This window comes from Streptomyces sp. NPDC088766 (genome assembly GCF_044750845.1).
GTDB lineage: Bacteria > Actinomycetota > Actinomycetes > Streptomycetales > Streptomycetaceae > Streptomyces.
This window is the reverse complement of the sequence record NZ_JBIVKQ010000004.1, coordinates 381,394-406,241: the sequence shown is the minus strand read 5'-3', so window position 1 is coordinate 406,241 and position 24,848 is coordinate 381,394. Positions and strand designations below refer to the sequence as shown.

General features: G+C 73.1%; 22 protein-coding genes and 1 pseudogene. 7 read left to right on the top strand and 16 right to left on the bottom strand.

The features are described from left to right. Nucleotides 1–213 precede the first annotated feature (213 nt). The 10 genes from ACIP5W_RS08965 to ACIP5W_RS08920 form a co-directional block, all read right to left on the bottom strand. A complete protein-coding gene (locus ACIP5W_RS08965; protein WP_401468898.1) occupies nucleotides 214–1,548 on the bottom strand; it encodes a sulfate adenylyltransferase subunit 1 in 1,335 nt (444 codons plus the stop codon). A gap of 2 nt (nucleotides 1,549–1,550) precedes the next feature. Further along, nucleotides 1,551–2,486 (bottom strand): sulfate adenylyltransferase subunit CysD, encoded by a 936-nt coding sequence (cysD, locus tag ACIP5W_RS08960; RefSeq protein ID WP_401468895.1) that lies wholly within the window; start codon nucleotides 2,484–2,486, stop codon nucleotides 1,551–1,553. Then, on the bottom strand, nucleotides 2,483–3,019 hold the full coding sequence (gene cysC, locus ACIP5W_RS08955) for an adenylyl-sulfate kinase (RefSeq protein ID WP_401468892.1): 537 nt from the start codon (nucleotides 3,017–3,019) through the stop codon (nucleotides 2,483–2,485). Before cysC ends, cysD begins: the two co-directional genes overlap by 4 nt. Before the next feature lie 86 nt (nucleotides 3,020–3,105). Continuing rightward, on the bottom strand, nucleotides 3,106–3,816 hold the full coding sequence (locus ACIP5W_RS08950; RefSeq protein WP_401468889.1) for a phosphoadenylyl-sulfate reductase: 711 nt from the start codon (nucleotides 3,814–3,816) through the stop codon (nucleotides 3,106–3,108). Further along, a complete protein-coding gene (locus ACIP5W_RS08945) occupies nucleotides 3,813–3,992 on the bottom strand; it encodes a hypothetical protein (RefSeq protein WP_401468886.1) in 180 nt (59 codons plus the stop codon). The genes ACIP5W_RS08950 and ACIP5W_RS08945 overlap by 4 nt, the downstream gene beginning before the upstream one ends. Before the next feature lie 94 nt (nucleotides 3,993–4,086). After that, on the bottom strand, nucleotides 4,087–5,784 hold the full coding sequence (locus ACIP5W_RS08940) for a nitrite/sulfite reductase (RefSeq protein WP_401468883.1): 1,698 nt from the start codon (nucleotides 5,782–5,784) through the stop codon (nucleotides 4,087–4,089). Between the two features lie 183 nt (nucleotides 5,785–5,967). Next, the gene (locus tag ACIP5W_RS08935; RefSeq protein WP_309486338.1) at nucleotides 5,968–6,051 is read right to left on the bottom strand and encodes a putative leader peptide; all 84 of its coding nucleotides are present in this window, start codon (nucleotides 6,049–6,051) and stop codon (nucleotides 5,968–5,970) included. Nucleotides 6,052–6,178: 127 nt separating this feature from the next. Then, nucleotides 6,179–6,751 carry a GNAT family N-acetyltransferase gene (locus ACIP5W_RS08930; RefSeq protein ID WP_401468880.1) on the bottom strand — a complete coding sequence of 191 codons (573 nt, stop codon included), beginning with the start codon at nucleotides 6,749–6,751 and terminating at the stop codon, nucleotides 6,179–6,181. A 17-nt stretch (nucleotides 6,752–6,768) separates the two neighbouring features. Then, on the bottom strand, nucleotides 6,769–8,058 hold the full coding sequence (locus ACIP5W_RS08925; protein ID WP_401468877.1) for a hypothetical protein: 1,290 nt from the start codon (nucleotides 8,056–8,058) through the stop codon (nucleotides 6,769–6,771). Nucleotides 8,059–8,722: 664 nt separating this feature from the next. After that, on the bottom strand, nucleotides 8,723–10,357 hold the full coding sequence (locus tag ACIP5W_RS08920; protein WP_401468874.1) for an acyl-CoA dehydrogenase family protein: 1,635 nt from the start codon (nucleotides 10,355–10,357) through the stop codon (nucleotides 8,723–8,725). Nucleotides 10,358–10,595: 238 nt separating this feature from the next. On the opposite strand from ACIP5W_RS08920, the gene ACIP5W_RS08915 reads away from it, so the two are divergent. Both ACIP5W_RS08915 and ACIP5W_RS08910 read left to right on the top strand, forming a co-directional pair. Next, nucleotides 10,596–11,762, top strand: coding sequence for a YihY/virulence factor BrkB family protein (locus ACIP5W_RS08915; protein ID WP_401468871.1), 1,167 nt, complete (start codon nucleotides 10,596–10,598; stop codon nucleotides 11,760–11,762). Between the two features lie 54 nt (nucleotides 11,763–11,816). Next, nucleotides 11,817–12,557 (top strand): helix-turn-helix domain-containing protein, encoded by a 741-nt coding sequence (locus tag ACIP5W_RS08910; RefSeq protein WP_401468868.1) that lies wholly within the window; start codon nucleotides 11,817–11,819, stop codon nucleotides 12,555–12,557. Here the strand turns inward: ACIP5W_RS08910 and ACIP5W_RS08905 are convergent. The 3 genes from ACIP5W_RS08905 to ACIP5W_RS08895 all read right to left on the bottom strand — a co-directional run bounded on the left by ACIP5W_RS08905 (nucleotide 12,518) and on the right by ACIP5W_RS08895 (nucleotide 14,813). Then, nucleotides 12,518–12,916, bottom strand: a complete 399-nt coding sequence (locus ACIP5W_RS08905; protein ID WP_401468865.1) for a VOC family protein — start codon at nucleotides 12,914–12,916, stop codon at nucleotides 12,518–12,520. The two genes, ACIP5W_RS08910 and ACIP5W_RS08905, sit on opposite strands and share 40 nt — an antisense overlap. 218 nt (nucleotides 12,917–13,134) lie before the next feature. After that, nucleotides 13,135–14,178 (bottom strand): LacI family DNA-binding transcriptional regulator, encoded by a 1,044-nt coding sequence (locus tag ACIP5W_RS08900; RefSeq protein WP_401468862.1) that lies wholly within the window; start codon nucleotides 14,176–14,178, stop codon nucleotides 13,135–13,137. Between the two features lie 251 nt (nucleotides 14,179–14,429). Continuing rightward, nucleotides 14,430–14,813 (bottom strand): winged helix-turn-helix transcriptional regulator, encoded by a 384-nt coding sequence (locus ACIP5W_RS08895; RefSeq protein ID WP_401468859.1) that lies wholly within the window; start codon nucleotides 14,811–14,813, stop codon nucleotides 14,430–14,432. Between the two features lie 168 nt (nucleotides 14,814–14,981). On the opposite strand from ACIP5W_RS08895, the gene ACIP5W_RS08890 reads away from it, so the two are divergent. After that, complete coding sequence (locus tag ACIP5W_RS08890) at nucleotides 14,982–15,389, top strand: RidA family protein (RefSeq protein ID WP_401468856.1); 408 nt, start codon at nucleotides 14,982–14,984, stop codon at nucleotides 15,387–15,389. Between the two features lie 92 nt (nucleotides 15,390–15,481). On the opposite strand, the gene ACIP5W_RS08885 is transcribed toward ACIP5W_RS08890, so the two are convergent. Further along, the gene (locus ACIP5W_RS08885) at nucleotides 15,482–16,495 is read right to left on the bottom strand and encodes a hydroxyacid dehydrogenase (protein ID WP_401468853.1); all 1,014 of its coding nucleotides are present in this window, start codon (nucleotides 16,493–16,495) and stop codon (nucleotides 15,482–15,484) included. Nucleotides 16,496–16,834: 339 nt separating this feature from the next. Between ACIP5W_RS08885 and ACIP5W_RS08880 the strand changes: the two genes are divergently transcribed. Beyond that, nucleotides 16,835–18,538 carry a carboxylesterase/lipase family protein gene (locus ACIP5W_RS08880; RefSeq protein ID WP_401468850.1) on the top strand — a complete coding sequence of 568 codons (1,704 nt, stop codon included), beginning with the start codon at nucleotides 16,835–16,837 and terminating at the stop codon, nucleotides 18,536–18,538. Nucleotides 18,539–18,628: 90 nt separating this feature from the next. Here the strand turns inward: ACIP5W_RS08880 and mmuM are convergent, their stop codons facing one another. Next, a complete protein-coding gene (gene mmuM / locus ACIP5W_RS08875) occupies nucleotides 18,629–19,627 on the bottom strand; it encodes a homocysteine S-methyltransferase (protein ID WP_401468847.1) in 999 nt (332 codons plus the stop codon). Between the two features lie 129 nt (nucleotides 19,628–19,756). Between mmuM and ACIP5W_RS08870 the strand changes: the two genes are divergently transcribed. Together ACIP5W_RS08870 and ACIP5W_RS08865 are read left to right on the top strand one after the other, a co-directional pair. Next, nucleotides 19,757–21,280, top strand: coding sequence for an APC family permease (locus ACIP5W_RS08870; RefSeq protein ID WP_401468844.1), 1,524 nt, complete (start codon nucleotides 19,757–19,759; stop codon nucleotides 21,278–21,280). A gap of 254 nt (nucleotides 21,281–21,534) precedes the next feature. After that, a complete protein-coding gene (locus tag ACIP5W_RS08865) occupies nucleotides 21,535–22,947 on the top strand; it encodes an RICIN domain-containing protein (RefSeq protein ID WP_401468841.1) in 1,413 nt (470 codons plus the stop codon). 16 nt (nucleotides 22,948–22,963) lie between these two features. On the opposite strand, the pseudogene ACIP5W_RS08860 reads toward ACIP5W_RS08865, so the two are convergent. Further along, a pseudogene (locus tag ACIP5W_RS08860) lies at nucleotides 22,964–23,310 on the bottom strand (polysaccharide lyase family protein); the annotation flags it as partial. A 192-nt stretch (nucleotides 23,311–23,502) separates the two neighbouring features. On the opposite strand from ACIP5W_RS08860, the gene ACIP5W_RS08855 reads away from it, so the two are divergent. Then, on the top strand, nucleotides 23,503–24,552 hold the full coding sequence (locus ACIP5W_RS08855) for a rhamnogalacturonan acetylesterase (RefSeq protein ID WP_401468838.1): 1,050 nt from the start codon (nucleotides 23,503–23,505) through the stop codon (nucleotides 24,550–24,552). Nucleotides 24,553–24,848: the final 296 nt, after the last annotated feature.

The following is a 24,848-nucleotide window of genomic DNA, read 5'->3' as shown; positions in this document are numbered from 1 at the left end:
TCCTCTCGTCGGCCCGGCGGTCACGGTCTCTCAGGTCGTGGCCGGGAGGTCGGCAGGTTTTCGTCTACGGCGGTGGGGGGTGCGGGCGCGCGGGCAGTGCGCGTACGTCAGCGCACACATCGCGCCACTCCGCCCTGCCCACTGCCGACGGCGCCGCTGCCGACGCGGCCGCCCTCCTTCGCGAACGCGGAGTAGTAGTCGGTGGAGTTCACGTCAGAAGTCCCATCCGTCGTCCTCGGCCGGGTCCTTGACCGGCTCGGGGGAGGCGAACGACTCGCCGACCATGCCCGCGGTGAGCGTGGTGCCGTCGCTCGGGTCGATGAGGATGAACGAGCCGGTGCGCCGGGAGTCGGCGTAGGAGTCGACCGGCAGTGGCTCGGCGGTGCGGATCTTCACCCGGCCGATGTCGTTGGCGAGGAGCTGTCCCGGGTGCGGGTGCAGGGACAGGTCGTCGAGCGTGAGACGGGACGGGATGTCCTTGACGATCGCCTTGACGGTGCGGGTGCCGTGCTTGAGGAGGACCCGGTGGCCGACGGTCAGCGGCTGGTCGGCGACGTGGCAGACGGTCGCCTCGACGTCCTGCGTGGTCGGCGGGGCGTCCTTGCTGGGCACGATCAGATCGCCGCGCGAGACGTCGAGGTCGTCCTCCAGCAGCACGGTCACCGACTGCGTCGTCCAGGCCACGTCGACCGGGGTGCCGAGCAGGTCGATGCCCGCGATCCTCGTGGAGCGGCCGGACGGCAGCACCGTGACCTGCTCGCCCACCCGGAACGTGCCGGCGGCGATCTGGCCCGCGTAACCGCGGTAGTCGCGGTGCTCGGCCGTCTGCGGCCGGATCACGTACTGCACGGGCAGCCGGGCGTGGCAGTGCGCCAGGTCGTGGCTCACCGGAACCGTTTCCAGGTGCTCCAGGAAGGTCGGCCCGCCGTACCAGTCCATGTTCGCCGACGGCTCCACCACGTTGTCCCCGGCGAGGGCCGAGATCGGGATCGCGGTGACCTCGGGAACGCCCAGCTCGCCGGCGTACGCCGTGAACTCCTCGGCGATCGACGCGAAGACGGACTCCTCGTAGCCGACGAGGTCCATCTTGTTGACGGCGAGCACCACGTGCGGGACGCGCAGCAGGGCGGCGATCGCGGCGTGGCGGCGGGTCTGTTCCACCACCCCGTTGCGGGCGTCGACCAGGATCACCGTCAGCTCGGCCGTGGAGGCACCCGTCACCATGTTGCGGGTGTACTGCACGTGGCCGGGCGTGTCGGCGAGGATGAAGCGGCGCCGCGCGGTGGCGAAGTAGCGGTACGCCACGTCGATCGTGATGCCCTGCTCCCGCTCGGCACGCAGGCCGTCGGTGAGCAGCGCGAGGTCGGGACCCTCCTGGCCGCGGCTCGCCGAGGCGCGCTCCACGGCCTCCAGCTGGTCCGTGAGGATCGACTTGGAGTCGTGCAGCAGCCGTCCGACGAGCGTGGACTTGCCGTCGTCGACGGAGCCGGCGGTGGCGAACCGCAGCAGGGTGGTGGCCGCGAGTTCCTCAGTCGTGATCGTGCTCATGCTTAGAAGTACCCCTCGCGCTTGCGGTCTTCCATCGCGGCCTCGGACATCTTGTCGTCGGCGCGGGTGGCGCCGCGTTCGGTGAGCCGGGAGGCGGCGATCTCGGCGATGACCTGTTCCAGCGTCAGCGCGTCCGAGTCGACGGCGCCGGTGCAGGACATGTCGCCGACGGTGCGGTAGCGCACGAGGCGCTTCTCGACGGTCTCGCTCTCCTTCGGGCCGCCCCACTCGCCGGCCGTCAGCCACATCCCGGCCCGCCGGAACACCTCCCGCTCGTGCGCGAAGTAGATCTCGGGCAGTTCGATGCCCTCGCGGGCGATGTACTGCCACACGTCCAGCTCGGTCCAGTTGGACAGCGGGAAGACGCGCACGTGCTCACCGGGGGCGTGCCGGCCGTTGTACAGGTTCCACAGTTCGGGGCGCTGGCGGCGCGGGTCCCACTGGGAGAACTCGTCGCGCAGGGAGAACACCCGCTCCTTGGCGCGGGCCTTCTCCTCGTCGCGCCGGCCGCCGCCGAAGACCGCGTCGAACCGCTCGGTGTGGATCTTCTCGGTCAGCGGCAGCGTCTGCAGCGGGTTGCGGGTGCCGTCCGGGCGTTCCCTGAGGATGCCGCGGTCGATGTAGTCCTGCACCGAGGCGACGTGCAGGCGCAGCCCGTGCCTGGCGACCGTGCGGTCGCGGTAGTGCAGGACCTCGGGGAAGTTGTGCCCGGTGTCCACGTGCAGCAGCGCGAAGGGCACCGGCGCCGGCGTGAACGCCTTCAGCGCCAGGTGCAGCATGACGATGGAGTCCTTGCCGCCGGAGAACAGGATCACCGGGTTCTCGAACTCGCCCGCCACCTCGCGGAAGATGTGCACCGCCTCCGACTCCAGGGAGTCCAGGTGGCTGAGGGCGTACGGGGAGCCCGTGCCCTCCTCGGTCCGTGCGACGGTCGTCACACCAGTCCCCTCTCGCTGAGCAGGGCGTACACCGACGCCGCGGACTCCTTGACGGTCTGGTTCTGGGACTCGATCCGCAGATCGGGCCGCTCGGGGATCTCGTAGGGGTCGTCGACCCCGGTGAGCCCGGTCAGCTCGCCCGCCGCCTGCTTGGCGTACAGGCCCTTCACGTCCCGCTCGCTGCACACCTCGACCGGGGTCGCCACGTGCACCTCCAGGTACGCCGTCGCGCCCTCCTCGTGGCGCCCCCGCACCGCCTCGCGGCTGTCGGCGTACGGCGCGATCACCGGCACGAGCGCCTTCACACCGTTGCGGGCGAGCAGTTCGGCGAGGAAACCGATGCGCTGCACGTTGGTGTGCCGGTCCTCGCGGCTGAAGCCGAGGCCCGCGGAGATGAACTCGCGGATCTCGTCGCCGTCGAGCACCTCGACGCGGTGGCCCTCCTCGCGCAGCCGGGCGGCCAGCTCGTACGCGATGGTGGTCTTGCCGGCACTCGGCAGACCCGTGAGCCAGACGGTGGCTCCGGTCGTCACGTGATTCTCCTGGGTCGCAGTGATCGCTTCTGTCACAGCAGTGGCGACAGGAGCCGGGGGAGTCGTGTGGATCGTCTCGGCGCCCGTCATCCGTGCAGCCCGCACTCGGTCTTCGCGCGGCCCGCCCAGCGGCCGGCGCGCGCGTCCTCGCCCTCCAGGACCCGGCGGGTGCAGGGGGCGCAGCCGACGGAGGTGTAGCCGTCCATCAGCAGGGGGTTGGTCAGCACGCCGTGCTCGGCGACGTAGGCGTCCACGTCGTCCTGGCTCCAGCGGGCGATCGGGGAGACCTTGACCTTCTGCCGCTTCTCGTCCCAGCCGACGACCGGCGTGTCCGCCCGGGTCGGGGACTCGTCCCGGCGCAGCCCGGTCGCCCAGGCCCGGTAGCCCTTCAGGCCCTCTTCCAGCGGCTGCACCTTGCGGAGCTTGCAGCACAGGTCCGGGTTGCGGTCGTGCAGCCTCGGGCCGTACTCGGCGTCCTGCTCGGCGACCGTCTGCCGCGGGGTGAGGGTGATGACGTTGACGTCCATCACGGCCTCGACCGCGTCCCGGGTGCCGATGGTCTCGGGGAAGTGGTAGCCGGTGTCGAGGAAGACCACGTCCACGCCCTTGCGCACGCGGGAGGCCAGGTGGGCCACCACCGCGTCCTCCATGGACGAGGTCACGCAGAACTCCTCGCCGAAGGTGTCCACGGCCCACTGGAGGATCTCCAGCGCGGAGGCGTCCTCCAGGTCGCGGCCCGCCTGCTCGGCGAGTGCCTTCAACTCCTCGGCGGCACGGGTGTCCTGAGCCGTCGTCATATCGCCTCCCCTCCGTTGTCGGTGCGCCGGACTCCCCGGGCGAGCAGCCCGAGGAACTTCAGCTGGAATGCGCGGTTGCACGCGCCGCATTCCCAGGCGCCGTGGCCCTGCTCGCCCGGACGCAGGTCCTCGTCGCCGCAGTAGGGGCAGTGGAAGGGGGCGGCGCGCTCGCTCATGCCGCGCCCTTCGTCCCGTTCGCCGCGTTCACGCCGCGTCCTTCGGTTCCGTTCGCCGCGCTCACGCCGCGTCCTTCGGTTCCGTTCGCCGCGCTCACGACAGGGCCTCCTCGCCGGCCCGCGCGGCCCACACGGCGAACCGCTCGCCGTCCTCGCGCTCCGCCTGGAACCGCTTGAGCACCCGCTCGACGTAGTCGGGCAGTTCGTCCGAGGTGACCTTCAGACCACGGACCTTGCGGCCGAAACCGGCCTCGAGACCGAGCGCTCCGCCCAGGTGCACCTGGAAGCCCTCGACCTGCTCGCCCGCATCGTTGAGGACCAACTGGCCCTTGAGACCGATGTCCGCCACCTGGATGCGGGCGCAGGCGTTCGGGCAGCCGTTGAGGTTGATGGTGATCGGTTCGTCGAACTCCGGGATCCGGCGCTCGAGTTCGTCGATCAGGGTGGAACCGCGCTGCTTGGTCTCGACGATGGCGAGCTTGCAGTACTCGATGCCGGTGCAGGCCATCGTGCCGCGCCGGAACGGGGAGGGCTTGGCGGTCAGGTCCAGCGCCCCGAGGGCCTCGACCAGCGACTCGACCCGGTCCTCCTCGACATCGAGGATGATCATCTTCTGTTCGACGGTGGTCCGGACCCGGCCCGAGCCGTGCGCCTCGGCCAGCTCCGCGATCTTCGTCAGGGTGGCGCCGTCCACGCGGCCGACGCGCGGTGCGAAACCGACGTAGAAACGGCCGTCCTTCTGGCGGTGCACGCCGACGTGGTCGCGCCAGCGCTCGACGGGCTGGGCGGGGGCGGGGCCGTCGACGAGCTTGCGCCGCAGGTACTCGTCCTCCAGGACCTGGCGGAACTTCTCCGGGCCCCAGTCGGCGACCAGGAACTTCAGGCGGGCGCGGTTGCGCAGCCGCCGGTAGCCGTAGTCGCGGAAGATGGAGACGACGCCCTCGTGCACGTCCGGGACCTCGTCCAGCGGCACCCAGGCGCCGAGCCGGACGCCGATCTTCGGGTTGGTGGACAGGCCGCCGCCGACCCACACGTCGAAACCGGGGCCGTGCTCGGGGTGTTCGACGCCGACGAAGGCGACGTCGTTGATCTCGTGCGCCACGTCCAGCAGCGGCGAACCGGAGACGGCGGTCTTGAACTTGCGGGGCAGGTTCGAGAAGGCCGGGTTGCCGACGATCCGGCGGTGCATCTCCTCGATGGCCGGGGTGCCGTCGATGATCTCGTCCTCGGCGATGCCGGCGACGGGCGAGCCGAGGATGGTGCGGGGCGTGTCACCGCAGGCCTCGGTGGTGGACAGACCGACCGCCTCCAGGCGGTTCCAGATCTCCGGCACGTCCTCGATGCGGATCCAGTGGTACTGCACGTTCTGCCGGTCGGTGATGTCCGCGGTGCCGCGCGCGAACTCCTGCGAGATCTCGCCGATCACCCGCAGCTGCCGCGTCGTGAGCCGGCCGCCGTCGATCCGGACCCGCAGCATGAAGAACTCGTCGTCCAGCTCCTCCGGCGCCAGGATCGCGGTCTTGCCGCCGTCGATCCCGGGCTTGCGCTGGGTGTAGAGCCCCCACCAGCGCATCCGCCCGCGCAGGTCGCTGGGGTCGATCGAGTCGAAGCCGCGCTTGGAGTAGATCGTCTCAATGCGTGTCCGCACATTGAGACCGTCGTCGTCCTTCTTGAACTGCTCGTTGCCGTTGAGCGGGGTGAAGTGCCCCGCGGCCCACTGACCCTCGCCGCGGTGACGGCTCACCTTGCGGCGGGGCGCTGAGGCGGCAGGGTTGTCGGGGGTGGCGGCCATCGTGAATACGTCCTTCGGGACAGTGACGGGAAGGGGACGGCGCGTGGCGCCGTCCATGAGGAACGGTGGTCGGGTGCCGGGCGGGCGGCCCTGACCTGCGCAGGCGGGGGCGCACGGGGGCACGCGTGCGCGTCGTTGCGCGGAGGGGAGGCTGGAGAGGGCTGTCGGCGGGGCTTCGGCTCGTCAGCTCGCCGGACAGATGGCGCTGGACATGCGGCCGAGATCGACGTGCCGCCGACTCACCAAGGCAATTCCAGTTCCAGACATGACGGAAGCGTGTCACGGCGATCTGGACACAGTCCAGCTTCGTCCGTCATGTGGACACCCTGGTCCCGTTATGTGAGACCAGGGTGGTGTCGGTCACATGCCGTGCGTGATGTCTTGTCGACGCAGTTCAGACGGGGTATGCGCCCGGCCAGGGGCCCGGAGCGGCCACCTCGGGCTTCTCCTCGACCGTGGTGTCGAACAGCCTGAACCCGCGGCGCCGGTAGTTGTCCATCGCGTGCTCGCCGTCGAGGCTGCACGTGTGCAGCCACACCCGCTTCGTCTGCGGCAGTCCCGGCCAGCGGTCCGCGAGGTCCCAGGCACGCGCGGCCCCGTACGACAGCAGATGGCCGCCGATCCGCCGCCCGCGGAAGGCCGGGATCAACCCGAAGTAGACGATCTCGACGGCCCCGTCGTCCTGCGGCTCCAGCTCCACGTACCCCGCGGGCGTCCCCCGGTCGTACGCCACCCAGGTCTCCACGCCCGGCCGGCCCAGGTGCTCCTGCCACCGCGCGTACGACCAGCCCAGCCGGTCGATCCAGCGGATGTCACCGCCGACGGAGGCGTACAGGAAACGGCTGAACTCGGGCGAGGCCACCGCGGAGCGCACGATCCGCACGTCGCCCTCGGGCGCGGCGGCCGGCCGGAGGTCGCCCGGCGCGGTCTGCTCCAGGGACCAGGTGGTCACGGGGATGTCGGTCATGCCCGTCAGGGAATCATCTACTCCGCGGATCTGTCGATCGAGGCCAGCGGCAGCGCGAACAGCACCCGGCCCGACTGCGTCCACACGTCGCCGGTCTGGGCCCAGTACGACAGGGACTCGGTTCGCGGGCTCCAGCAGTCCCGGCTGTCGTCGGCGCCGCAGCGCGCGGCCCGGGCGCCGTCCTCGTCCTGCCGCCACAGCGTCCCGCGCCCGTCCTCGGCGCCGCCCCGGCTCACGTACCAGCCGTCCTCGTACGCCAGCACACCGCGCACCCCCTTCGCCTCGGTCCGGTACGCCTGCGTCACGCCGACCCGCCCCGCCGGGTCACCGGCGAGGAGACCGGCCCGGCCGGGCGCGGTGTCGAAGGCGTACCGCCACAGCCGGGCGCCCCGGTCGCCGTCGTCGAGAGTCCACTCCCCGGCGACGAGGGTGTCCGGCGCGGTGCTGCGGTCCAGGGACACGGTGGCCGGGCGCGGGGCACCGGAGCCGCCGCTCAGCCGGTAGGAGGCCACGGCCGGCAGGACGTACGGGGCGCCGTGCGCCGACCAGCCGCCGGGCACCCGGCCGACCGCCGCACCGGCGACCGTGGCCCGGTGGATGCGGTTGACGTCGTACACGTACAGCGCGGCCCGGTCCCCGTCGCCGGCGGTCACCAGCAGCTTGTCCTGGTACCAGACCATGCCGGAGACCCGGGAGACCAGGCCCCGGTAGTCGCGGCCCCCGTCCACGGGGACGGCCAGCAGCGCCCAGGTGTAGGAGAGCCGGTCCATGTGGTCCGCGTCCACGAACGCCACCCGGGCCAGACCGCGGTCGGCGACCGGGCCGGAGCCGCGCGACCAGCCGGAGACGACCACCCGGTGCGCGCCCCACAGGCCGTCGTCGTCCGCGTCGCCGGAGGTGGTGACGGCGCCCGGCTCCCAGCCGGCGGTGTCGTCGGCGTTCCAGCAGTACGCGCGGGTGGCCGTCGGGGAGACGGGCAGCGCGTCGCGCTCGCCCTCGGTGCAGTCGGCCGCGTCGCGCAGCGAACGGGTGGCGCCGCTCAGCGCCTCGCCGACACCGATCGACGGGCCCATCCCCGCGGCGAGCCTGTCCAGGGAGGCCGGCGCCACCGCCTCCTCCGTCAGCCGCAACGCGGCCGTGTCGGCGGACGACGTGAGCGGTTCCAGGGCGCCGGGGCCGTCGGAGACGGTGGCCTGGGAAGCACTGATCATGGTGGCGGCCGCGGTGAGCGCGAGGGCGGTTCCCGTCAGGAAACCGCGCAGCACCCTGCCCCGCCTGCGCCGGCGATGTCGGCCACGCTGCTTCATTCGTCCTCCCGAGGCGGGCCAACTGCGCCTGACGATCCTTGCGTTGCCCGAGGAGCAGGTGGGGTGACCCGTAGGGGGATGCTACGGCAGTCGGCGTCCGCCGGGGGCGAAGACTTCGTATCTGTACGGAAGCTGTTGTGACGCGCGCCCGCGCAGGCTGTGAAAGCCCCGGTCACGGGCGGGCGGAGACCACGCCGGGGTGCGCGTCCGGCCTCCGACGGGCGGACACCGGCCGGGTCCGCTCCCGGACACCGGCCGGGTCCGCTCCCGGACACGGGCCGGGTCCGCTCCCGGTCACCGGCCCACCGGAGCCGTGACCACGGGGCCTCCCGGTGAGCACGCGGACGGAGGACCGGATGCCAAGCTCCCGCGCCGACCGTTTCCGGTCCGGCCGGGAGTCCGTACTGCCGTCCACCGGTGGCGGAGGGGCACAGTCCGGTCAGCGGGTTCCCCCGCGTTGCGACCCCCTGCCGCCCTGGCCGACGTCCACCGGCTGTCCGGAACTCGTGGCACGCCGTCCCGAGCGGCGTGCCCGGCCTCGCAGGGCCGTGCCGCGGGGGTGGTGCCGTGTCGGCGCGGCACCACCCCCGCTCCTGTTCCCGCCGGTCACGGCACGGCGATCCTGTTCCCGCCGGTCACGGCACGGCGATCCTGTTCCCGCCGGTCACGGCACGGGCCGGGCCCGCTCCACCAGCGCCCGCAGATCCAGCGTGTGGGGCAGCGTCCCGAAGGCGGCGCCGCCGTCGCCGCCCAGCCGCGAGGCGCAGAACGCGTCGGCCACCTCCGGCGGCGCGAACCGGACCAGCAGCGATCCCTGCAACACCAGCGCGAACCGCTCCGCGATGCGACGCGCCCGCGCCTCCGCGCCGTCCAGATCGGCCAGTTCGGTCAGCAGGTCCTTGATCGCCGCGTCCAGCCGGTGATCCGCCCCGCGGGCCTGCCCCACCTCCTGGAGGAAGGCGTTCAGCGCCTGCGGCTCGCGCCGCAACGCCCTCAGCACGTCCAGCGCCTGGACGTTGCCCGCGCCCTCCCAGACCGAGTTCAGCGGCGACTCGCGCACCAGCCGGGGCATCCCCGACTCCTCCACGTACCCGTTGCCGCCCAGGCACTCCGCGGCCTCCACCGTCACCGGCGTACAACGCTTGGTCACCCAGTACTTGGCGGCCGGCACCGCGATCCGCAGCAGCGCCCGCTCCTGCTCGCCGTCGTCGTCGCAGGCCGCCGCGAGCCGCAGGCCGAGAACCGTCGCCGCCTCCGACTCCAGCGCGAGATCGGCCAGCACGTTGCGCATCAACGGCTTGTCGAGGAGTTTCCCGCCGAACGCCTCCCGGTACGCGCAGTGGTGCACCGCCTGCGCGACGGCCGCCCGCATCAGCCCCGCCGACCCCAGCACACAGTCCAGACGGGTCGCCGCCACCATGTCGATGATGGTGCGCACCCCGCGCCCCTCCTCGCCGACCCGGCGCGCCCACGTCCCGTCGAACTCCACCTCGGCGGAGGCGTTCGACCGGTTGCCCAGTTTGTCCTTGAGGCGCTGGATCAGGAACGGGTTGCGCGTGCCGTCCTCCAGCACCCGCGGCACCAGGAAGCACGTCACCCCCTCCGCGGCCTGCGCCAGCACCAGGAAACCGTCCGACATCGGTGCCGAACAGAACCACTTGTGCCCCGTCAGCACATAGGTTCCGGCCTCGGCCAGCGGCCGCGCGGACGTGGTGTTCGCCCGGACGTCGCTGCCGCCCTGCTTCTCCGTCATCCCCATCCCGAACAACGCCCCCGCCTTGTGCCGGGCGGGCCGCAGCTCCCGTTCGTAGACCGTGGACGTCAGCCGCGGCACCCACTCGGCCGCCAGCTCCGGGTCGGTGCGCAGTGCGGGTACCGCCGCGTGCGTCATGGACAGCGGACAGCCGTTGCCGGCCTCCACCTGCGTCCACACCAGGAAGGCCGCCGCCCGCCGCACGTGTCCGCCCGGACGCGTCCAGGCCGCGGTCAGCCCCGCGCCGACCCCCTTGCCCAGCAGCCGGTGCCACGCGGGATGGAAGGCGACCTCGTCGACGCGGTGCCCGTAGCGGTCGTGCGTGCGCAGCTCGGGCGGATTCTCGTTCGCCTGCACCGCCCACTCGTGGAGCTGCGCCGACCCGGCGGCCCGGCCCAGCCCCGACAGCTCGCCGCGCGCCTCGTCGAGCAGCTCCGGATCGAGGTGCCGCTCCACCGCGGCCACCAGGGCCCGGTCGGTGCCGTAGACGTCGTGCCCGAGGAGGGGAGGGGGCTGGTTGGTCACGGTGTGCGTACTGCCTGCCATACCGGGAAGGTACCCGCGCGCACACCCGTCATGGCCGTGCGGGCCCGGAACGCGCCGCACGGCACGCGCCCGCCGGCCCGGCACGAGGACGGATCAGAGGCGGACCGGGGCTGATCAGAGGCGGACCGGGGCGGATCGGGGCGGACCGGGGCGGACCGGGGACGGGTCGCCGGCCCGGCTTGTGGTGACGACCCCACCGGAGGTGAGCGCGGCCCCGCACGGCGGATACCTTTAAGGCGTGCAGCCAGCAAGTCAGTCACCCGAGCAACCCGAGGCACCCGGCGGGCGTCTCCATCGGGCGCGTGCCCTCTACCGCAACGTCTCCAAGCGCAGGACCGCCTGGCTGCTGGTCAAGGACACCGTCAACTCCTGCATCGAGTACCGCATCCTCGGCCTCGCCGCCGAGGCCGCCTTCTTCACGCTGCTGTCGGTGCCTCCGCTGCTGCTCAGCCTCATCGGCCTGCTCGGTTACGTCGACGACTGGACCGGCACCGACACCATCAGCAGCCTGGAGGCCAACCTCCTCGACGCCTCGCGCACCGTCCTGTCCGAGAAGGGCGTCGCGCAGATCGCCCAGCCGATCCTCGACGACGTGATGAAGGGCGGCCGCCCCGACGTCATCTCCATCGGCTTCCTGTTCGCCCTCTGGTCCGGCTCGCGCGCGGTGAACGTCTTCATAGACACGATCACCGTCATGTACGGCCTCGACGGCGTGCGCGGCATCGTCAAGACCCGCCTGGTGGCGTTCCTGCTGTTCGTCGCCGCGCTGCTGCTCGGCGCGGTCGCGCTGCCCCTGATGGTCGCCGGACCCGACGCCGTCGTACGGATCGTGCCGTGGTCGGCGACGGTCGTCCAGGTCCTCTACTGGCCCGTCGTGATCGTCCTGTCGATCGCCTTCCTGACCACGCTCTACCACGTGTCCGTGCCGGTGCGCTCCCCGTGGATCGAGGACGTGCCCGGCGCGCTGGTCGCCCTCGCCATGTGGGTGCTCGGCAGCTTCCTGCTCCGCATCTACCTGGAGAACACCATCGAGGGGGCCACCATCTACGGCTCCCTCGCCGCCGCCGTCGCCGTCCTGCTGTGGATCGGTGTGTCCGCGTTCGCCGTGCTCGTCGGCGCCGCGATGAACGCCGCCATCGACCGCGTCTGGCCGGCCGCCGCGACGGCCGCCGCCCGCGACGCCAACGAGCGGCTGCGGCAGGAGGAGGCCGCCGAGTACGTCGCCCGGGTGGCCGCCGCCCGCATCCACGAGGACCCCGACGACCCCGACATGCCCTCCGAGTTCCCCGAACGGTGGTCCCGGTTCCTGCCCCCGGAGGACGTCACGGGCCGCCTGCGCACCCACGCGAAGACCTCGCCGAAGGGGAGCGGGGGCGGGGAGGAGTGCCGGCCCCCCGAGGGGTGAGGCGCTGCCGCGCGGCCCGCGGACCGCGGCGGGGCGGCGCGTAGCCTGGGTCCGGTGTACGAGGAACGGCCCTCCCGGCTCCCCGGTGCGGTGGTGTGGACCAGCACCCCGACGGGCGGTGTCCCGCGTCCCGTGCTGCCCGACGGCTGCATGGACCTGCTGTGGAACGAGGGCAGGCTGATCGTCGCCGGCCCCGACACCCGTGCGCATCTCCCCGACGGCCCGGCCACGGCCTGGGCGGGTGTGCGCCTCCACCCCGGTACCGCGCCCGCCCTCCTCGGCGTGCCCGCCCACGAACTGCGCGACCGGCGGGTGGAGCTGACCGACCTGTGGCCCGCGGCGACGGTACGGCGGCTGCGCGCCGGGATCGAGGCCGCGACGCACCCGGCGGCCGCGTTGGAGGAACTGGCGCTGGAGCGGGCCGCCCCGCCCGACCCCGAGCTGCGCCGACTGGTGGCCGCCCTCGCGAAGGGCCGCCCGGTCGCCACCGTCGCGGACGAACTCGGACTGGGCCCGCGGCAGCTGCACCGACGCTCCCTGCACGCCTTCGGCTACGGCCCCAAGACGCTGGCCCGCGTCCTGCGGCTGCAGCGCGCCCTGGCCCTGGCCCGGCGGGGTGTGCCGTACGCGGACACCGCGACCCGCGCCGGCTACGCCGACCAGGCGCACTTCGCCCGGGACGTCAAGGCGCTGAGCGGCATGACGCCGACGGTGCTGCTGGGCCGGGGAGCCGGGGCCGAGGGGTCAGGGACCGGTCAGGAACCGGTCAAGGGTGCGAACAGGTCGACTTCGTGACCGTCCGGGTCCTGTACGACGGCGTACCGCTGCCCCCAGAAGGCGTCCCACGGCTTCAGCTCGCCCGCGTACCCGGCCCCCACCAGTTCCCCGTACACCGCGTCGACCTCGGCCGGGTCCTCGCAGCGCAGCGCGAGGGAGTGCCGGCCGCCCCGGGCCGGGGTCCGCCTGTCGGGGTGGAAGGACCGGACGGTCTCCTCGGTGTCCAGCAGCAGTCGCAGCCCGCCCGGCAGCACGGCCTCGGCGTGCGGCTCCCGCTCGGCGCCCTCGGGGAACGCGAAGCCGAGCCGGCGGTAGAAGACGACGGAGGCGGCCATGTCGGAGACGACCAGGCCGATGGCATCGAATCGTGGACTCATGCGGCCCACCGTAGGCAGGGCCCGTCCGAGGGGTCTTGAAGGAAACGGACATGCCGTGGTGCGCGGGGCCTGTCCGCCGGGCCCGTCCCGCCCGCCAGGTGAAGGTGACCGGGCCGTTCGGCGTGGCCACCGTGCACGACAGGCCCGCCGGCCCCTCGCGGAGGGCGAGGCCGGTGCCGAGCGTGGTCAGCGGGGCGCGGACAGTCCCGTCGGTTGCGTCACCGACCCGGCGGCGCGGTGCTCGCTCGCTCCACCAGCCGTGTGGACAGCTCCGTGCGGGTCCCCTCCGGGTGCTCGCCGTCCATCATCCGCACCAGCAGCCGCAGAGCCGTCGCCGCCATCTCGGCCAGCGGCTGGCGGACGGTCGTCAGGGCCGGCGTGGTCCAGCGGGACTCGGGCAGATCGTCGAAGCCGACCACGCTGATGTCGTCCGGTACCCGTAATCCCCGTTCCGCCACGGCCTCGTAGACACCCAGCGCCATCCGGTCGGAGCACACGAAGACTGCCGTCGGCGGCTCGGGAAGGTCGAGCAGCTCGTGCATGCGGTGACGGGCCACGGACTCGTCGAAGCCGGCGTGGCGGACGTACTCCTGGCGGTGACCGAGGCCCGCCGCGGCCAGGGCGGAACGGTAACCGGCCACGCGGGCGGTGCTGCACATCCTGCGGCGCGCTCCGGCGATCACCGCGATCCGCTCGTGACCGAGGGCCAGCAGGTGCTCGGTCGCCGTCACGCCCCCCTGCCAGTTCGCCGCGCCCACCGACACCACGCCCGGCGGCGGCTCCAGCACCGGGTCGATCATCACGAACGGGATCCGGTGCTGCTCCAGCCACAGGTACTGGGATTCCGTCAGCTCGGCCAGGTCGAACAGCACGCCGGCCGAACCGCGCGCGATGATCTTGTCCAGCCAGCCCCGCTCCGGACGGCCCGCCCGGGTACGGGACAGGGTGGCCGAGACGACCACGTCCAGGCCGGCGTCGTGCGCCGCCTCCTCCACGCCGTGCAACACCGCACCCGACCAGGAGCTGGCCAGGGAGCGCACCACGAGATCGACCAGCCGGGGCGGCTTCGTCGGGTCGAAACGGGGTCTGCGCACGTAACCGAGCCGGTCCAGCGCCTCGGTGACACGGCGTCGGGTCTCGGGAGCCACGTCCTCGCGGCCGTTGACCACTTTCGAGGCGGTGGGCACGGACACCCCCGCCTCGCGGGCCACGACCGCCAGGGTCGGCCCGGCCGCCACGCTCGCACTGCCCGTGCGGACCATCGGGAACCACCTCTCCGGCCCGCCCGAGGGCCAGCGAAAGTTCGACCACCGCCCTTTCGGAGCCGACCCTGACCGGCGGCTCGCAGAAAGCGCTTGCTATCCTAGGTGTGCCCCGGCGTGGCGTGAAGACGTGGGAACGGTCGCGCGGTGCGGATGAGGGTGCGGTGGGGGCGGCGGCAGGGGTTGCCGCGGCGCGACCAGGCACCGCGGCGCGACGAGACGCCGCGGCCGGCGGTAGGGAGCGTTCCCGGTCAGGTCTCCTCGAAGCGCCGGCGTGAGGCCTCGATGTGGCCGAGGTACCGGTGCGTCCAGTCGCACAGTCCGTCGATCGTCACGCGCAGGGCGTGACCCGGCTCGGTCAGGGCGTACTCGACCCGTGGCGGCACCGTGGGGTGGACGGTCCGCTCCACCAGGCCGTTGCGCTCCAGCATGCGCAGGTTCTGGGTGAGCATCTTGTGGCTGATGCCCTCGATCTCGTCCCGCAGCGCGCTGAACCGCAGCGTGCGGTCACCGAGCACCTCGGTGATCAGGAGCGCCCATTTGTTGGCGACGTCCGAGAAGATCTCCCGCGCGAGCGAGTCCGCGCGGGTCAGGTCCGCGTCCTCGGGCGAGCCCTCGTACCGCTTGGTCACCATCTGGTTCCCCAGTCACCGAAAAGTGCGTTCTTCCTTGTCGGCCCATACTCTCCTACGGTTTCCGAGTAACCACAAGTGACCACGGGACGGGTGCGGTGGAGCACTCCACCGACACCCGCTCCCGGCCCTCACCCGCGCTCGCACGCGCTCACGAAGGAGACGGACGACATGGCCATCACCCTGCTCAACCCCAGCGGTCTGCCGGAGATCGACGCCTACCGGCAGGTGTCCGTCGGGACCGGTTCCCGGCTGGTCTTCGTCGCCGGGCAGGTGGCCTGGGACGCCGACGGGGTCACCGTCGGCGAGGGCGATCTCGCCGCCCAGGTCGAACGCTGCTACCTCAACGTCGCCACCGCCCTCGCCGGTGCCGGCGCCTCCTTCGACGACGTCGCCAAGCTCACCGTCTACGTCGTCGACTGGACCCCCGACAAGATGCCGCTGTTCCTGGAGGGAGCCGCCCGGGCGGCCGCGAAGCTGGGGGTCACACCGGTGCCGCCGGGCACCCTGCTCGGCGTCGCGGCACTGGACGTGCCCGAGCATCTGGTCGAGATCGAGGCCGTGGCCGTCATCGACTGAGCGGCTCTTGGGGCGAAGGGCGGGTCCCGCGGCGCGCCGCCGGTGGCCCGCGGGCACTCCCCGGGCGGTCCGCGCGAAGGTGGCGGGCCGGCTCAGGCCACCCGCGCCAGGTCCGCGCGACGCACCTCGTGGGCCAGGGGCAGTCCGTCGGCCAGCCGTTCCAGTTCCCCGACGACGACGCGGCCGAGCCGCTCCAGCTCGTTGCCGAGGGAACCCGCGATGTGCGGGGTCAGGAACACGTTCGGGAGCCGGTAGAGGGGGGAGCCGGCGGGCAGCGGCTCGGGCTCGGTGACGTCGAGGATCGCGTGCAGCCGGCCGGAGACCAGCTCGTCGGTGAGGGCGGCGTGGTCGACCAGCGCGCCGCGGGAGGTGTTGATCAGTACGCCGCCGTCGCGGACGAGAGCCAGCCGGTCCCGGTCGAGCATGTGCCGGGTCTCCGGGACGTCGGGCGCGTGCAGGCTGACGATGTCGCTGTAGCGCAGCAGGTCTTCCAACGGCACCAGCCGCGCGCCGAGTCCGGCCGCCTCGGCGGGGACGACGTACGGGTCGTACAGGAGGACCTCGAACTCGTGGGGGCGCATGAGTTCCAGCAGCCGGCGGCCCACGCGCGAGGCGCCGATGACGCCCACCCGGCGGCCGAGATTGCCGAGGGGCGCCGTCTCGTCGGCGGTGGGGTGGGCGTGCGTGCGGCGGAAGCGCTCGCGGTGGGTGAACGCGTCCTTCCCGGCCAGCAGGATCATCGCGAGGGTGTACTCGGCGACGGGGACGGCGTTGCCCACCACCGCGCTGGAGACGGTGACCCCGTGGTCCCACAGGGGCTCCCCGACCAGCGAGCGGACGGAACCGGCGGCGTGCAGCACGGAACGCAGCCGGGGAGCCGCCGTGAGCGCCTCCGCGCCCAGCCGGGGGCAGCCCCAGCCGGTGATCAGGACCTCGGCCTCCGCCAGCGCGGCCGCGGCGGCCGGATCGCTGAAGTCCCGCACGACGAGCGAGGGGTCGATGTCGGCCGTCCGCCGCAGCCGGTTCAGGAGCGGAGCGGGGAACAGCCGGGGGAGGTGCACCGGATCCATGGCGAACACGGCCCTGGGCGGCTCTGCGCTGGGCATGGCTCTCCTGGGGTGCGCGGGAAACCTGTTCCGAAAGCGCCTTCTACGGTAGGTGGGGCCGTCTGACGGGGTCAATCGGTTGGACACGGCCCTGTGATCGCCGAACCGGCCGCCGGCTGCCGCTGTGCCGGCTGCCACCGCCGGTCCGGTCCGCCGTCGGGCCGGCCACCGTCTGCCGGGCGGCCTCGGTGACCCCGGCCGGATGGCGCCGGCCGGGTCCGGACAGCCTCGGGTACGCCGAACGGCCCAGCGGGAGACTCGTGCGCCGGAATTCCGCGTGCCGCTGTGGTGCTCTGGTGATACCGGAGCACGAGAGCGCGGCGAAGGGCTGGTGGGCAGATGACGGCAGACCAGGCGAACCCCGGGACCGGGACGTGGCGGGATCCCGTGGCCCCCACCCCGTACGGGGCGGTGCGCGGCCGGTACGAAGGCGGTGTCGCGGTCTTCCGGGGCGTCCCGTACGCGGCGCCCCCGTTCGGGCCCCGCCGCTTCGGACCTCCGGAGCCGCCCGAGCCCTGGGACGGCGTGCGCGACGCCGGCGCCTTCGGACCCACGGCGCCGAAACCGCCGTACTCCGAGGCCTTCGCCGCGTACCTGTCCGACCCGGTCGTGCCGGGGGACGACTGTCTCAACCTGAACGTCTGGACGCCCGAGCCCGGCCGGGGCGCGCGGCTGCCGGTCCTGGTGTGGTTCCACGGGGGCGCGCTGACCAGGGGATCCTCGGCGGTGCCCGTGTACGACGGGCGGCACTTCGCGCGCGACGGCGTCGTGTTCGTCTCGGTCAACCACCGGCTGGGTGTGGAGGGCTACGGGCTGTTCCCGGACGTTCCCGCCAACCCGGGCCTGCGCGACCAGCTCGCGGCGCTGCGCTGGGTGCACGAGTCGATCGAGGCCTTCGGCGGCGACCCCTCGCTGATCACCCTGGCCGGGCAGTCCGCCGGTGCGATCAGTGCCGGCGCCCTGATCGCCGCCCCGCAGGCCCAGGGCCTGTTCCGCAGGGCGGTGCTGCAGAGCGGGCCGCCGGAGGCCTCCGAACGGGACAAGGTGCGGCGCATGGTCCGCCGGATGGCGAACCGGCTGAAGGTCCCGGCCACCGCCGAGGCCTTCGCCGCCGTCGACCGGGACCTGCTGCTGCGCACCCAGGCCGAGATCGGCCGGCTCAGCAGCCCGGTGCTCGGCGGGCCCGCCTTCGGGATCGTCGTCGACGGGGACCTCGTCCCGCGCCACCCGCTCGACGCCCTCGTCGACGGCGACGCGGCCCGCGGCACCGACCTGCTGCTCGGCTGGACCCGCGACGAGTACCGGCTGTGGCTCGTCCCGGGCGGCCTGCTGGAGCGGGTGGACCGTCTCGGTGCCGTCGCCCTGGCCGGAGCCATGGCCCGCTGCCGCTGCGGCCCCGAGGTGCCGCGCGGCTACCGGGCCCTGTACCCCGGGGCGGGGACCGCCGAGACGGTCGGGCAGATGGTCACCGACCACCTGCTGCGGCTGCCGCTCCACCGGCTGGCCGACGCCCGCCCTGGTTCGTCGTACGTGTACGAGTTCGCCTGGCCGTCGCTGCGACCGGGCCTCGGCGCCTGCCACGCCCTGGAGCTGGGCTTCGTCTTCGGCACGGGGGACCTGCCCGAGTCCGCGAGGCTGGCCGGGGAGGGCGCTCCGCAGGACCTGGCCGACGCGATGCACGGTGCGTGGGTGCGGTTCGCCGCGACGGGCGATCCCGGCTGGGAGCCGTGGGACTCGACGCATCCGGTGCGGGTCTTCGGCGAGGGCGACAGGATCGCGTACACAGAACGCGGTCCACGGGATCGTGCGCTCGCTCTGTGGTCGACCGACGCCCGCCGGGCCGCGGAAGAGCGGGAAGGGCCGGAAGGGCCGGAGAGGCGAGGAGGGCCGGAAGGGCGAGGAGGGCCGGAGGACGTTCGCGAGGCCGGGACACCTCCGCCGTCGCCCCCCTCGGGCATCCGGCCCGGCCGGACCTTGCGCGGCACGGAGGTGCGCGCGGTGGTCCGCCGTCTGCGCCGCGCCGGAGGTGCCGGCCGGGACTGACCCCGGGTCGCCCGCCCGGGGACCCGGCCGGCACCGCTCCACGGACGCCCCCGCCGGGCCGTCCGCGCCGGGGTCACGGCTCCGGGCCGGTCACGCCACGGTCAGCGTCCGCGCGATCGACGCGACCGCGTCCGGACCGACCCGGCAGCAGCCACCGATCAGCCGGGCGCCCGAGTCCCGCCAGGCGAGGACCTGCTCGGGGGCGAACGTGGAACGGCCGTTCCAGGCGCGGGCCCCGGCGTCCCAGGCCTCGCCGCTGTTGGGGTAGACGACGACCGGCTTGCCGGTCACCCGTGCCGCCGTCGTCACGGCACCCTCGACGTCCTCGGGGGCACAGCAGTTCACACCGACCGCGATCACCTCGTCCGCCCCCGCGGCCAGGGCGAACGCCTCCTCCAGCGGCTGCCCGGCGCGAGTGCGGTCGCCCGCGACGCTGTACGACAGCCAGGCCGGCACGCCCAGTCCGCGCACCGCCCGCAGCAGCGCCTCGGCCTCCTCCGCGTCCGGCACGGTCTCCAGCGCCAGCACGTCCGGCCCGGCGGCCGCCAGCACCTCGAGCCGAGGCCGGTGGAACCGCTCCAGCTCGTCCACCGTCAGCCCGTAACGGCCCCGGTACTCGGAGCCGTCCGCGAGCATCGCCCCGTACGGCCCCACCGACGCCGCCACCCACAACGGCCGGCGAACGCCCCCGTCCCGGGCCTGCCGGGCTGCCTCCTGAGCCAGTTCCACGCTCAGCGCGAGCAGCCGGGCCGCCTCCTCACGGTCGATCCCGCGCTTCGCGAAGCCCTCGAAAGTCGCCTGGTAGCTGGAGGTGATGGCCACGTTCGCGCCCGCCTCGAAGTAGGCGAGGTGCGCCTCGGTGACGGCCTCGGGCCGCTCCGCGAGCAGTCGCGCCGACCACAGCTCGTCGCTCAGATCGTGTCCGGCGGACTCCAGCTGGTTGGACATGCCGCCGTCGAGGACCACCGTCCCGGCGGCGAGCGCCTCGGCGAGGGCGGGCCGGCGCGGGCCGAAAGCCGGTGCCGAAGGGGCGTGGGCCGAGCTGCCGTGCGCGGAGGGACCGGATGGGGAGGGGGTGTCGCTGGTCATGCCCCGACGCTAGTCGAACCCGGAACGGGCGAGCCGAGTATGTCCATCAGGTGAACAGATCGCCCACGATGTGGGACACGGGGCTACGATCACGGCCTCCCCGCCCCACCGCACCCGTACGGACCCGCCATGACTTCCCCCGACACCACCGAGGCCACCGGCCCCGACACCCCCACCGGCCCCGACACCCCCACCGGGCCGAACACCGGCACCGGCACCGGCCCGGACACCGGCCTCGGCCCCGCGCCCGCTCCCCGCCGTCGCCGCTTCGGCCTCGCCGCCGCCACCGCCCTCGTCATGGGCAACATCATCGGCGGCGGCATCTTCGCGCTGCCCGCGACGGTCGCCCCGTACGGCACGGTCAGCCTGCTCGCCTTCGTCGTCCTCTCCGCGGCCGCGCTCCTGCTCGCCCTCCTCTTCGGCAGGCTGGCCCGTCGCAGCCCCGTCACCGGCGGCCTGTACGTGTACCCGCGCGACGCGTTCGGCCCCTTCGCCGGCTTCCTGTCCGCCTGGTCGTACTGGACGATGTGCTGGGTCAGCATCGCCGCGCTGGCCGTCGCCGTCGTCGGCTACGTCGACGTGCTGGTGCCGCTGCACGGCAGCCACGCCCTCGAAGCGGCCGTCGCGCTGGCCGCGCTGTGGCTGCCGGCCGCCGCCAACTTCGCCGGCACCCGCTGGGTGGGCGCGGTGCAGATCGTGTCGACCGTCCTGAAGTTCGTCCCGCTGCTCGTGGTCGCCACCGTCGGTCTGTTCTTCGTCGACACCGACAACTTCGGGCCGTTCAACGCTTCCGGGGACAGCGTTCCGGGCGCCCTCGCCGCCTCCGCCGCCCTCCTGCTCTACAGCTTCCTCGGCGTGGAGTCGGCCGCCGTCAGCGCGGGCGAGGTCGACGACCCCGAACGCACCGTCGGCCGGGCGAGCGTCCTCGGCACGCTGGGATCCGCGCTCGTCTACCTGCTGGGCACGGTCGCCGTGTTCGGCCTGGTCCCGCACGAGCGGCTCGTCGACTCCGGAGCTCCCTTCGCCGACGCCGTGAACGCGATCACGGGCGGCAGTTGGGGCGGCACCGTCATCTCCCTGGTCGCCGTCGCCTCCATCGTCGGCTGCCTCAACGGCTGGATCCTGCTGGCCGCGCAGATGCCGTACGCCGCCGCCCGCGACGGACTGTTCCCGCGGCCGTTCGCCCGCGTCGGCAAGGGCGGGGTGCCCGGCTTCGGCGTGTGGGCCGTGGCCGTCCTCGGCACGGTGCTCATCGGCCTCAACTACACGGCTGGCCCCGACACCACGTTCCGCGTGCTGGTCCTCATCACCACGTTCACCGGCTGCGTCCCGTACCTGCTGTCGGCCGCGGCCCAGCTGTACTGGCTGGCCCGCGGCACCCGCGAACGCGTCCGTCCCGCGGGTCTGGTCCGTGACCTCGTCGTGGCCGCCCTCTCCTTCGCCTTCTCCTTCTGGCTGATCGCGGGAGCCGGTTACGCCGCCGTCTACCAGGGCACGCTGTTCCTCTTCGCGGGCATCCCGGTGTACGTGTGGCTGCGCGGCCGCCGGGAGACGCCGGAGCCGACCGCGCCGACCGCGCCGACCGCGCCGACCGCGCCGACCGCGCCGACCGCGCCGACCGCGCCGACCGCGCCGACCGCGCCGACCGGGTGACCGGAGGACCGGTGTGGAGGGCTGCGGAGGGGCGTGGTGGAAGCGCTGCCCGAACCGGACCGAAAGGGCCTTCCCCCTTGTCCCGTCGGACCCGTTGACCTCCTCGCGGGGCGCCCTTACCTTTTCGGCGTTCTTCATTCCACATGCCGTTCGCGGTCTCGGACGCCCGGAGGCGGCTCGTGGCGGCAACGGCCCCCGGGCGAGAGGCGGCCGCATGCGGCCCGCCCCCGCTTCCTCGAAGGGAAGTGCGTGACATGAGACGTGCGTACGCGGTCCTGCTCGCCCTCTGTCTGGCGCTGACCGGCGCCCTCGCCACCGCGGGTCCGGCGCAGGCCGCCCCCCAGACCATCGCCAACGGCACCCGTTTCAGCGACACTTCGGGCAACCCCGTGCACGCCCACGGCGGCGGGGTGCTCAAAGTCGGCACCCACTACTACTGGTTCGGCGAGAACCGCAACGCCGACAACACGTTCCGGTACGTGGACGCCTACCGGTCCACCGACCTGAAGAACTGGGAGTTCCGCAACCACGTCCTGACCGAGGCGAGCGACCCGGAGTTGGCCAGCGCCAACATCGAGCGGCCGAAGGTCATGTACAACGCGTCCACCGGCAAGTTCGTCATGTGGATGCACAAGGAGAACGGCACCGACTACGGCGAGGCCCGCGCCGCCGTCGCCGTCTCCGACACCGTGGACGGCGACTACGCGTGGCAGGGCAGCTTCCGCCCGCTCGGACAGCACATGTCCCGCGACATCACCGTCTTCGTCGACACCGACGGGGCCGGGTACATGGTCTCCGCCGCCCGCGAGAACTACGACCTCCACATCTACCGGCTCACCGCCGACTACACCGGTGTCGCCGGCCTGGTCGCCGACCCCTGGCACGGCGGACACCGCGAGGCCCCGGCGCTGTTCAAGCGCGGGAACGTCTACTTCATGCTGACCTCGGGCGCGACCGGCTGGAGCCCCAACCAGCAGCAGTACGCCACCGCCACCTCGCCGGCCGGGCCCTGGTCCGCGATGACGAACGTCGGCGACCCGACGGCGTTCGGCTCGCAGACGGCGTACGTCCTGCCGGTGCAGGGCAATTCGGGCACCTCCTACCTCTACCTGGGCGACCGCTGGGGGAACTCCTTCGGCGGGACCGTCAACGACTCCCGCTCCGTGTGGCTGCCGGTGACCTTCCCGACCTCGACCTCGATGTCCCTGACCTGGTCCCCGGAGGTCACGATCGACACGGCCGCGGGCACGGTCACCGGCACGAGCGCCACGTACCACACGCTGATCGCCCGGCACTCCGCCAGGTGCGCCGACGTCACCGGCCAGTCCCTCTGGCAGGGCGCGCAGATCAAGCAGTACGAATGCAACGGCGGCGGCAACCAGAAGTACTGGTTCAAGCCGGTCGGAAGCGGCTACTACCAGTTGGTCGTCAGGAACAGTTCCCTCTGCGTGCGGGAGAACGCGAACACCGTCACCCAGGAGGACTGCGACGCCACGGCCACCGCCCAGCAGTGGTTGCTCACCGCGTCGGGCAATTACGTCAACGTCAGGTCCCGCGCCAGCGGCGAGTGCCTGGACGTGAACGGCGCGTCCACCGCCGACTCCGCCGCCGTCATCACGTACATCTGCAACGGAGGCACGAACCAGCAGTGGACGCCCGGCACCTGACGTTCGCTCAGATTGGTCAGGCCAGGAGGTCGATCGCGTCGAAGGCGGTCCCCGCGCCGAGGAAGCCGGTCGTCCCCGAACCGCTCACCGCATTGATCTTCAGCACGTTGCACTGACCGGTGTCCGTCCGCCGGGCGCTCGCCGGACGCTGTGGGTGAACGTGTGGTTGTCGCCCCGGTGGGAACCGTTGGTCAGCGACCGCGTGTTCGGCCGGGCCAGCGGGGAGGGGACGGCCGAGGTCCGGGTGTCGTTGACGACGACCTGCGGGCGGCCGTCCGCGTAGGCCGTCGTCACGCCGATCCGCAGGGTGTGCGCGGCGGCGGCCTGGGCCGCGGTGAGCCGGAAGTGCACCAGCAGACCGCTCGGGGGTGCCTCCTTCGGGAGGTGTGGGGGTGCGGGTGACGGGGCAGCGCGGCAGTTGAATCGATTTCGCGAAAGGGCTTTCGTCGGGAGGGAGTTGGCAATCCCGCGAAATGGTCCCGAGGTCTAGAAAGCGCTTGCCGGAGGGGGTACGGTCCTCCGCCAGGTCCTGTTGCCGCGACCGAGGAGCCGCAAGTGAGACGTTTCACCCCCGCCGTGCCGGCGGCGCTGGCCCTGGCCACCGCCCTGACGGCCGTACCCGCCGCCCGGGCCGACGACGCCGCGGGCCCGCCGCTCGGCATCGCCGGCTGCACCACCACCGCCTGCCACTTCGACGTACCGCCCGGCACCTACGACGTGAAGGTCCTCCTCGGCGGCGAGGCCGCGTCGAGCACCGCCGTCGGCGGCGAGACCCGGCGTGCCCTGCTCCCCGAGACCGCCGTCGCGGCGGGCGGGCGCGTCGCACGCAGCTTCACCGTGAACGTCCGCACACCCGAGGGCGAACCGACCGGCGCCGACGGAACTCCCGGCCTGGACCTCGTCCTCGGCGGCTCGGCCCCCGCCCTCGCCGACATCCGCGTCACCCCCGCCCGGCACCCCCGCCAGATCTTCCTCGTCGGCGACTCCACGGTCTGCGACCAGCCGGGCGACCCGTACTCCGGCTGGGGCCAGCAACTCCCGCAGTACCTGCGCAAGGGCGTCTCCGTCGCCAACCACGCGGACTCCGGGGAGAGCACGGTCACCTATCTGGGGAACCCGCAGTTGTGGGCCACCGTCCAGCCGCGGATCCACCGCGGCGACCTGGTGCTGATCCAGCTCGCCCACAACGACAAGACGACCGACGAGGCGACCTACCGGGCGAACCTGGAAACGCTGGTCGCCGGCGTCCGGGCGAGGGGCGGCGAGCCGGTCCTCCTCACCCCGATCGTGCGCCGCTGGTTCAACGCCGACGGCACGCTGAACAACGGAACCGCCCTGCTGGTCAACGGCCTCGGTGTCGACCACCCCGCCGTCGTCCGCTCGGTCGCCGCGGCGCACGACGTCCCGCTGATCGACCTCACGGCGAGGACCAAGGCCCTGGTGGAGTCCCTGGGCGTGGAGGGATCCAAGGCCCTGTACCTCTACAACGAGAAACGGGACAACACGCACACCTCGGTGCACGGCGCCACCGTCTACGCCGGCCTGGTCCGTGACGGACTCGTCGCCCTGCATCTGGTGCCGGAGGGCCTCGTACGGGTGGGATAGACCCCTGGGGGCGCCCCGACCGGAACCGGGACGCCCCCAGGCTCCGCCCCCGCGGCCGACGGACCGCCGCCACCGGGCCCGGCCCGCCGGCACGGAAGGAAGGGCGCCGCCGCCACCGTCGGCCCCGGTCCCCCGACCGGCCGGCCGGCACCGAAGGCAGGGGGCCGGCGCCGCAGGTCCCGCTCGTCCGTCCTGTCCGCCCTGTCCGCCCTGTCCGCCCTGTCCGCCCTGTCCGCCCTGTCCGCCCTGTCCGCCCTGTCCGCCCTGTCCGCCCTGTCCGCCCTGTCCGCCCTGTC

Excerpts from the sequence above, each read along its gene's own strand:
- ACIP5W_RS08865 (WP_401468841.1), top strand. The coding sequence starts at position 21,535 with ATGAGACGTGCGTACGCGGTCCTGCTCGCCCTCTGTCTGGCGCTGACC.
- ACIP5W_RS08920 (WP_401468874.1), bottom strand. The coding sequence starts at position 10,357 with ATGGCAGGCAGTACGCACACCGTGACCAACCAGCCCCCTCCCCTCCTC.
- ACIP5W_RS08895 (WP_401468859.1), bottom strand. The coding sequence starts at position 14,813 with ATGGTGACCAAGCGGTACGAGGGCTCGCCCGAGGACGCGGACCTGACC.
- ACIP5W_RS08965 (WP_401468898.1), bottom strand. The coding sequence starts at position 1,548 with ATGAGCACGATCACGACTGAGGAACTCGCGGCCACCACCCTGCTGCGG.
- ACIP5W_RS08935 (WP_309486338.1), bottom strand. The coding sequence starts at position 6,051 with ATGTCTGGAACTGGAATTGCCTTGGTGAGTCGGCGGCACGTCGATCTC.
- ACIP5W_RS08940 (WP_401468883.1), bottom strand. The coding sequence starts at position 5,784 with ATGGCCGCCACCCCCGACAACCCTGCCGCCTCAGCGCCCCGCCGCAAG.
- mmuM (WP_401468847.1), bottom strand. The coding sequence starts at position 19,627 with ATGACCAGCGACACCCCCTCCCCATCCGGTCCCTCCGCGCACGGCAGC.
- ACIP5W_RS08880 (WP_401468850.1), top strand. The coding sequence starts at position 16,835 with ATGACGGCAGACCAGGCGAACCCCGGGACCGGGACGTGGCGGGATCCC.
- ACIP5W_RS08945 (WP_401468886.1), bottom strand. The coding sequence starts at position 3,992 with ATGAGCGAGCGCGCCGCCCCCTTCCACTGCCCCTACTGCGGCGACGAG.
- ACIP5W_RS08925 (WP_401468877.1), bottom strand. The coding sequence starts at position 8,058 with ATGAAGCAGCGTGGCCGACATCGCCGGCGCAGGCGGGGCAGGGTGCTG.
- ACIP5W_RS08870 (WP_401468844.1), top strand. The coding sequence starts at position 19,757 with ATGACTTCCCCCGACACCACCGAGGCCACCGGCCCCGACACCCCCACC.
- ACIP5W_RS08890 (WP_401468856.1), top strand. The coding sequence starts at position 14,982 with ATGGCCATCACCCTGCTCAACCCCAGCGGTCTGCCGGAGATCGACGCC.
- ACIP5W_RS08930 (WP_401468880.1), bottom strand. The coding sequence starts at position 6,751 with ATGACCGACATCCCCGTGACCACCTGGTCCCTGGAGCAGACCGCGCCG.
- ACIP5W_RS08885 (WP_401468853.1), bottom strand. The coding sequence starts at position 16,495 with ATGCCCAGCGCAGAGCCGCCCAGGGCCGTGTTCGCCATGGATCCGGTG.
- ACIP5W_RS08950 (WP_401468889.1), bottom strand. The coding sequence starts at position 3,816 with ATGACGACGGCTCAGGACACCCGTGCCGCCGAGGAGTTGAAGGCACTC.
- ACIP5W_RS08900 (WP_401468862.1), bottom strand. The coding sequence starts at position 14,178 with ATGGTCCGCACGGGCAGTGCGAGCGTGGCGGCCGGGCCGACCCTGGCG.
- ACIP5W_RS08905 (WP_401468865.1), bottom strand. The coding sequence starts at position 12,916 with ATGAGTCCACGATTCGATGCCATCGGCCTGGTCGTCTCCGACATGGCC.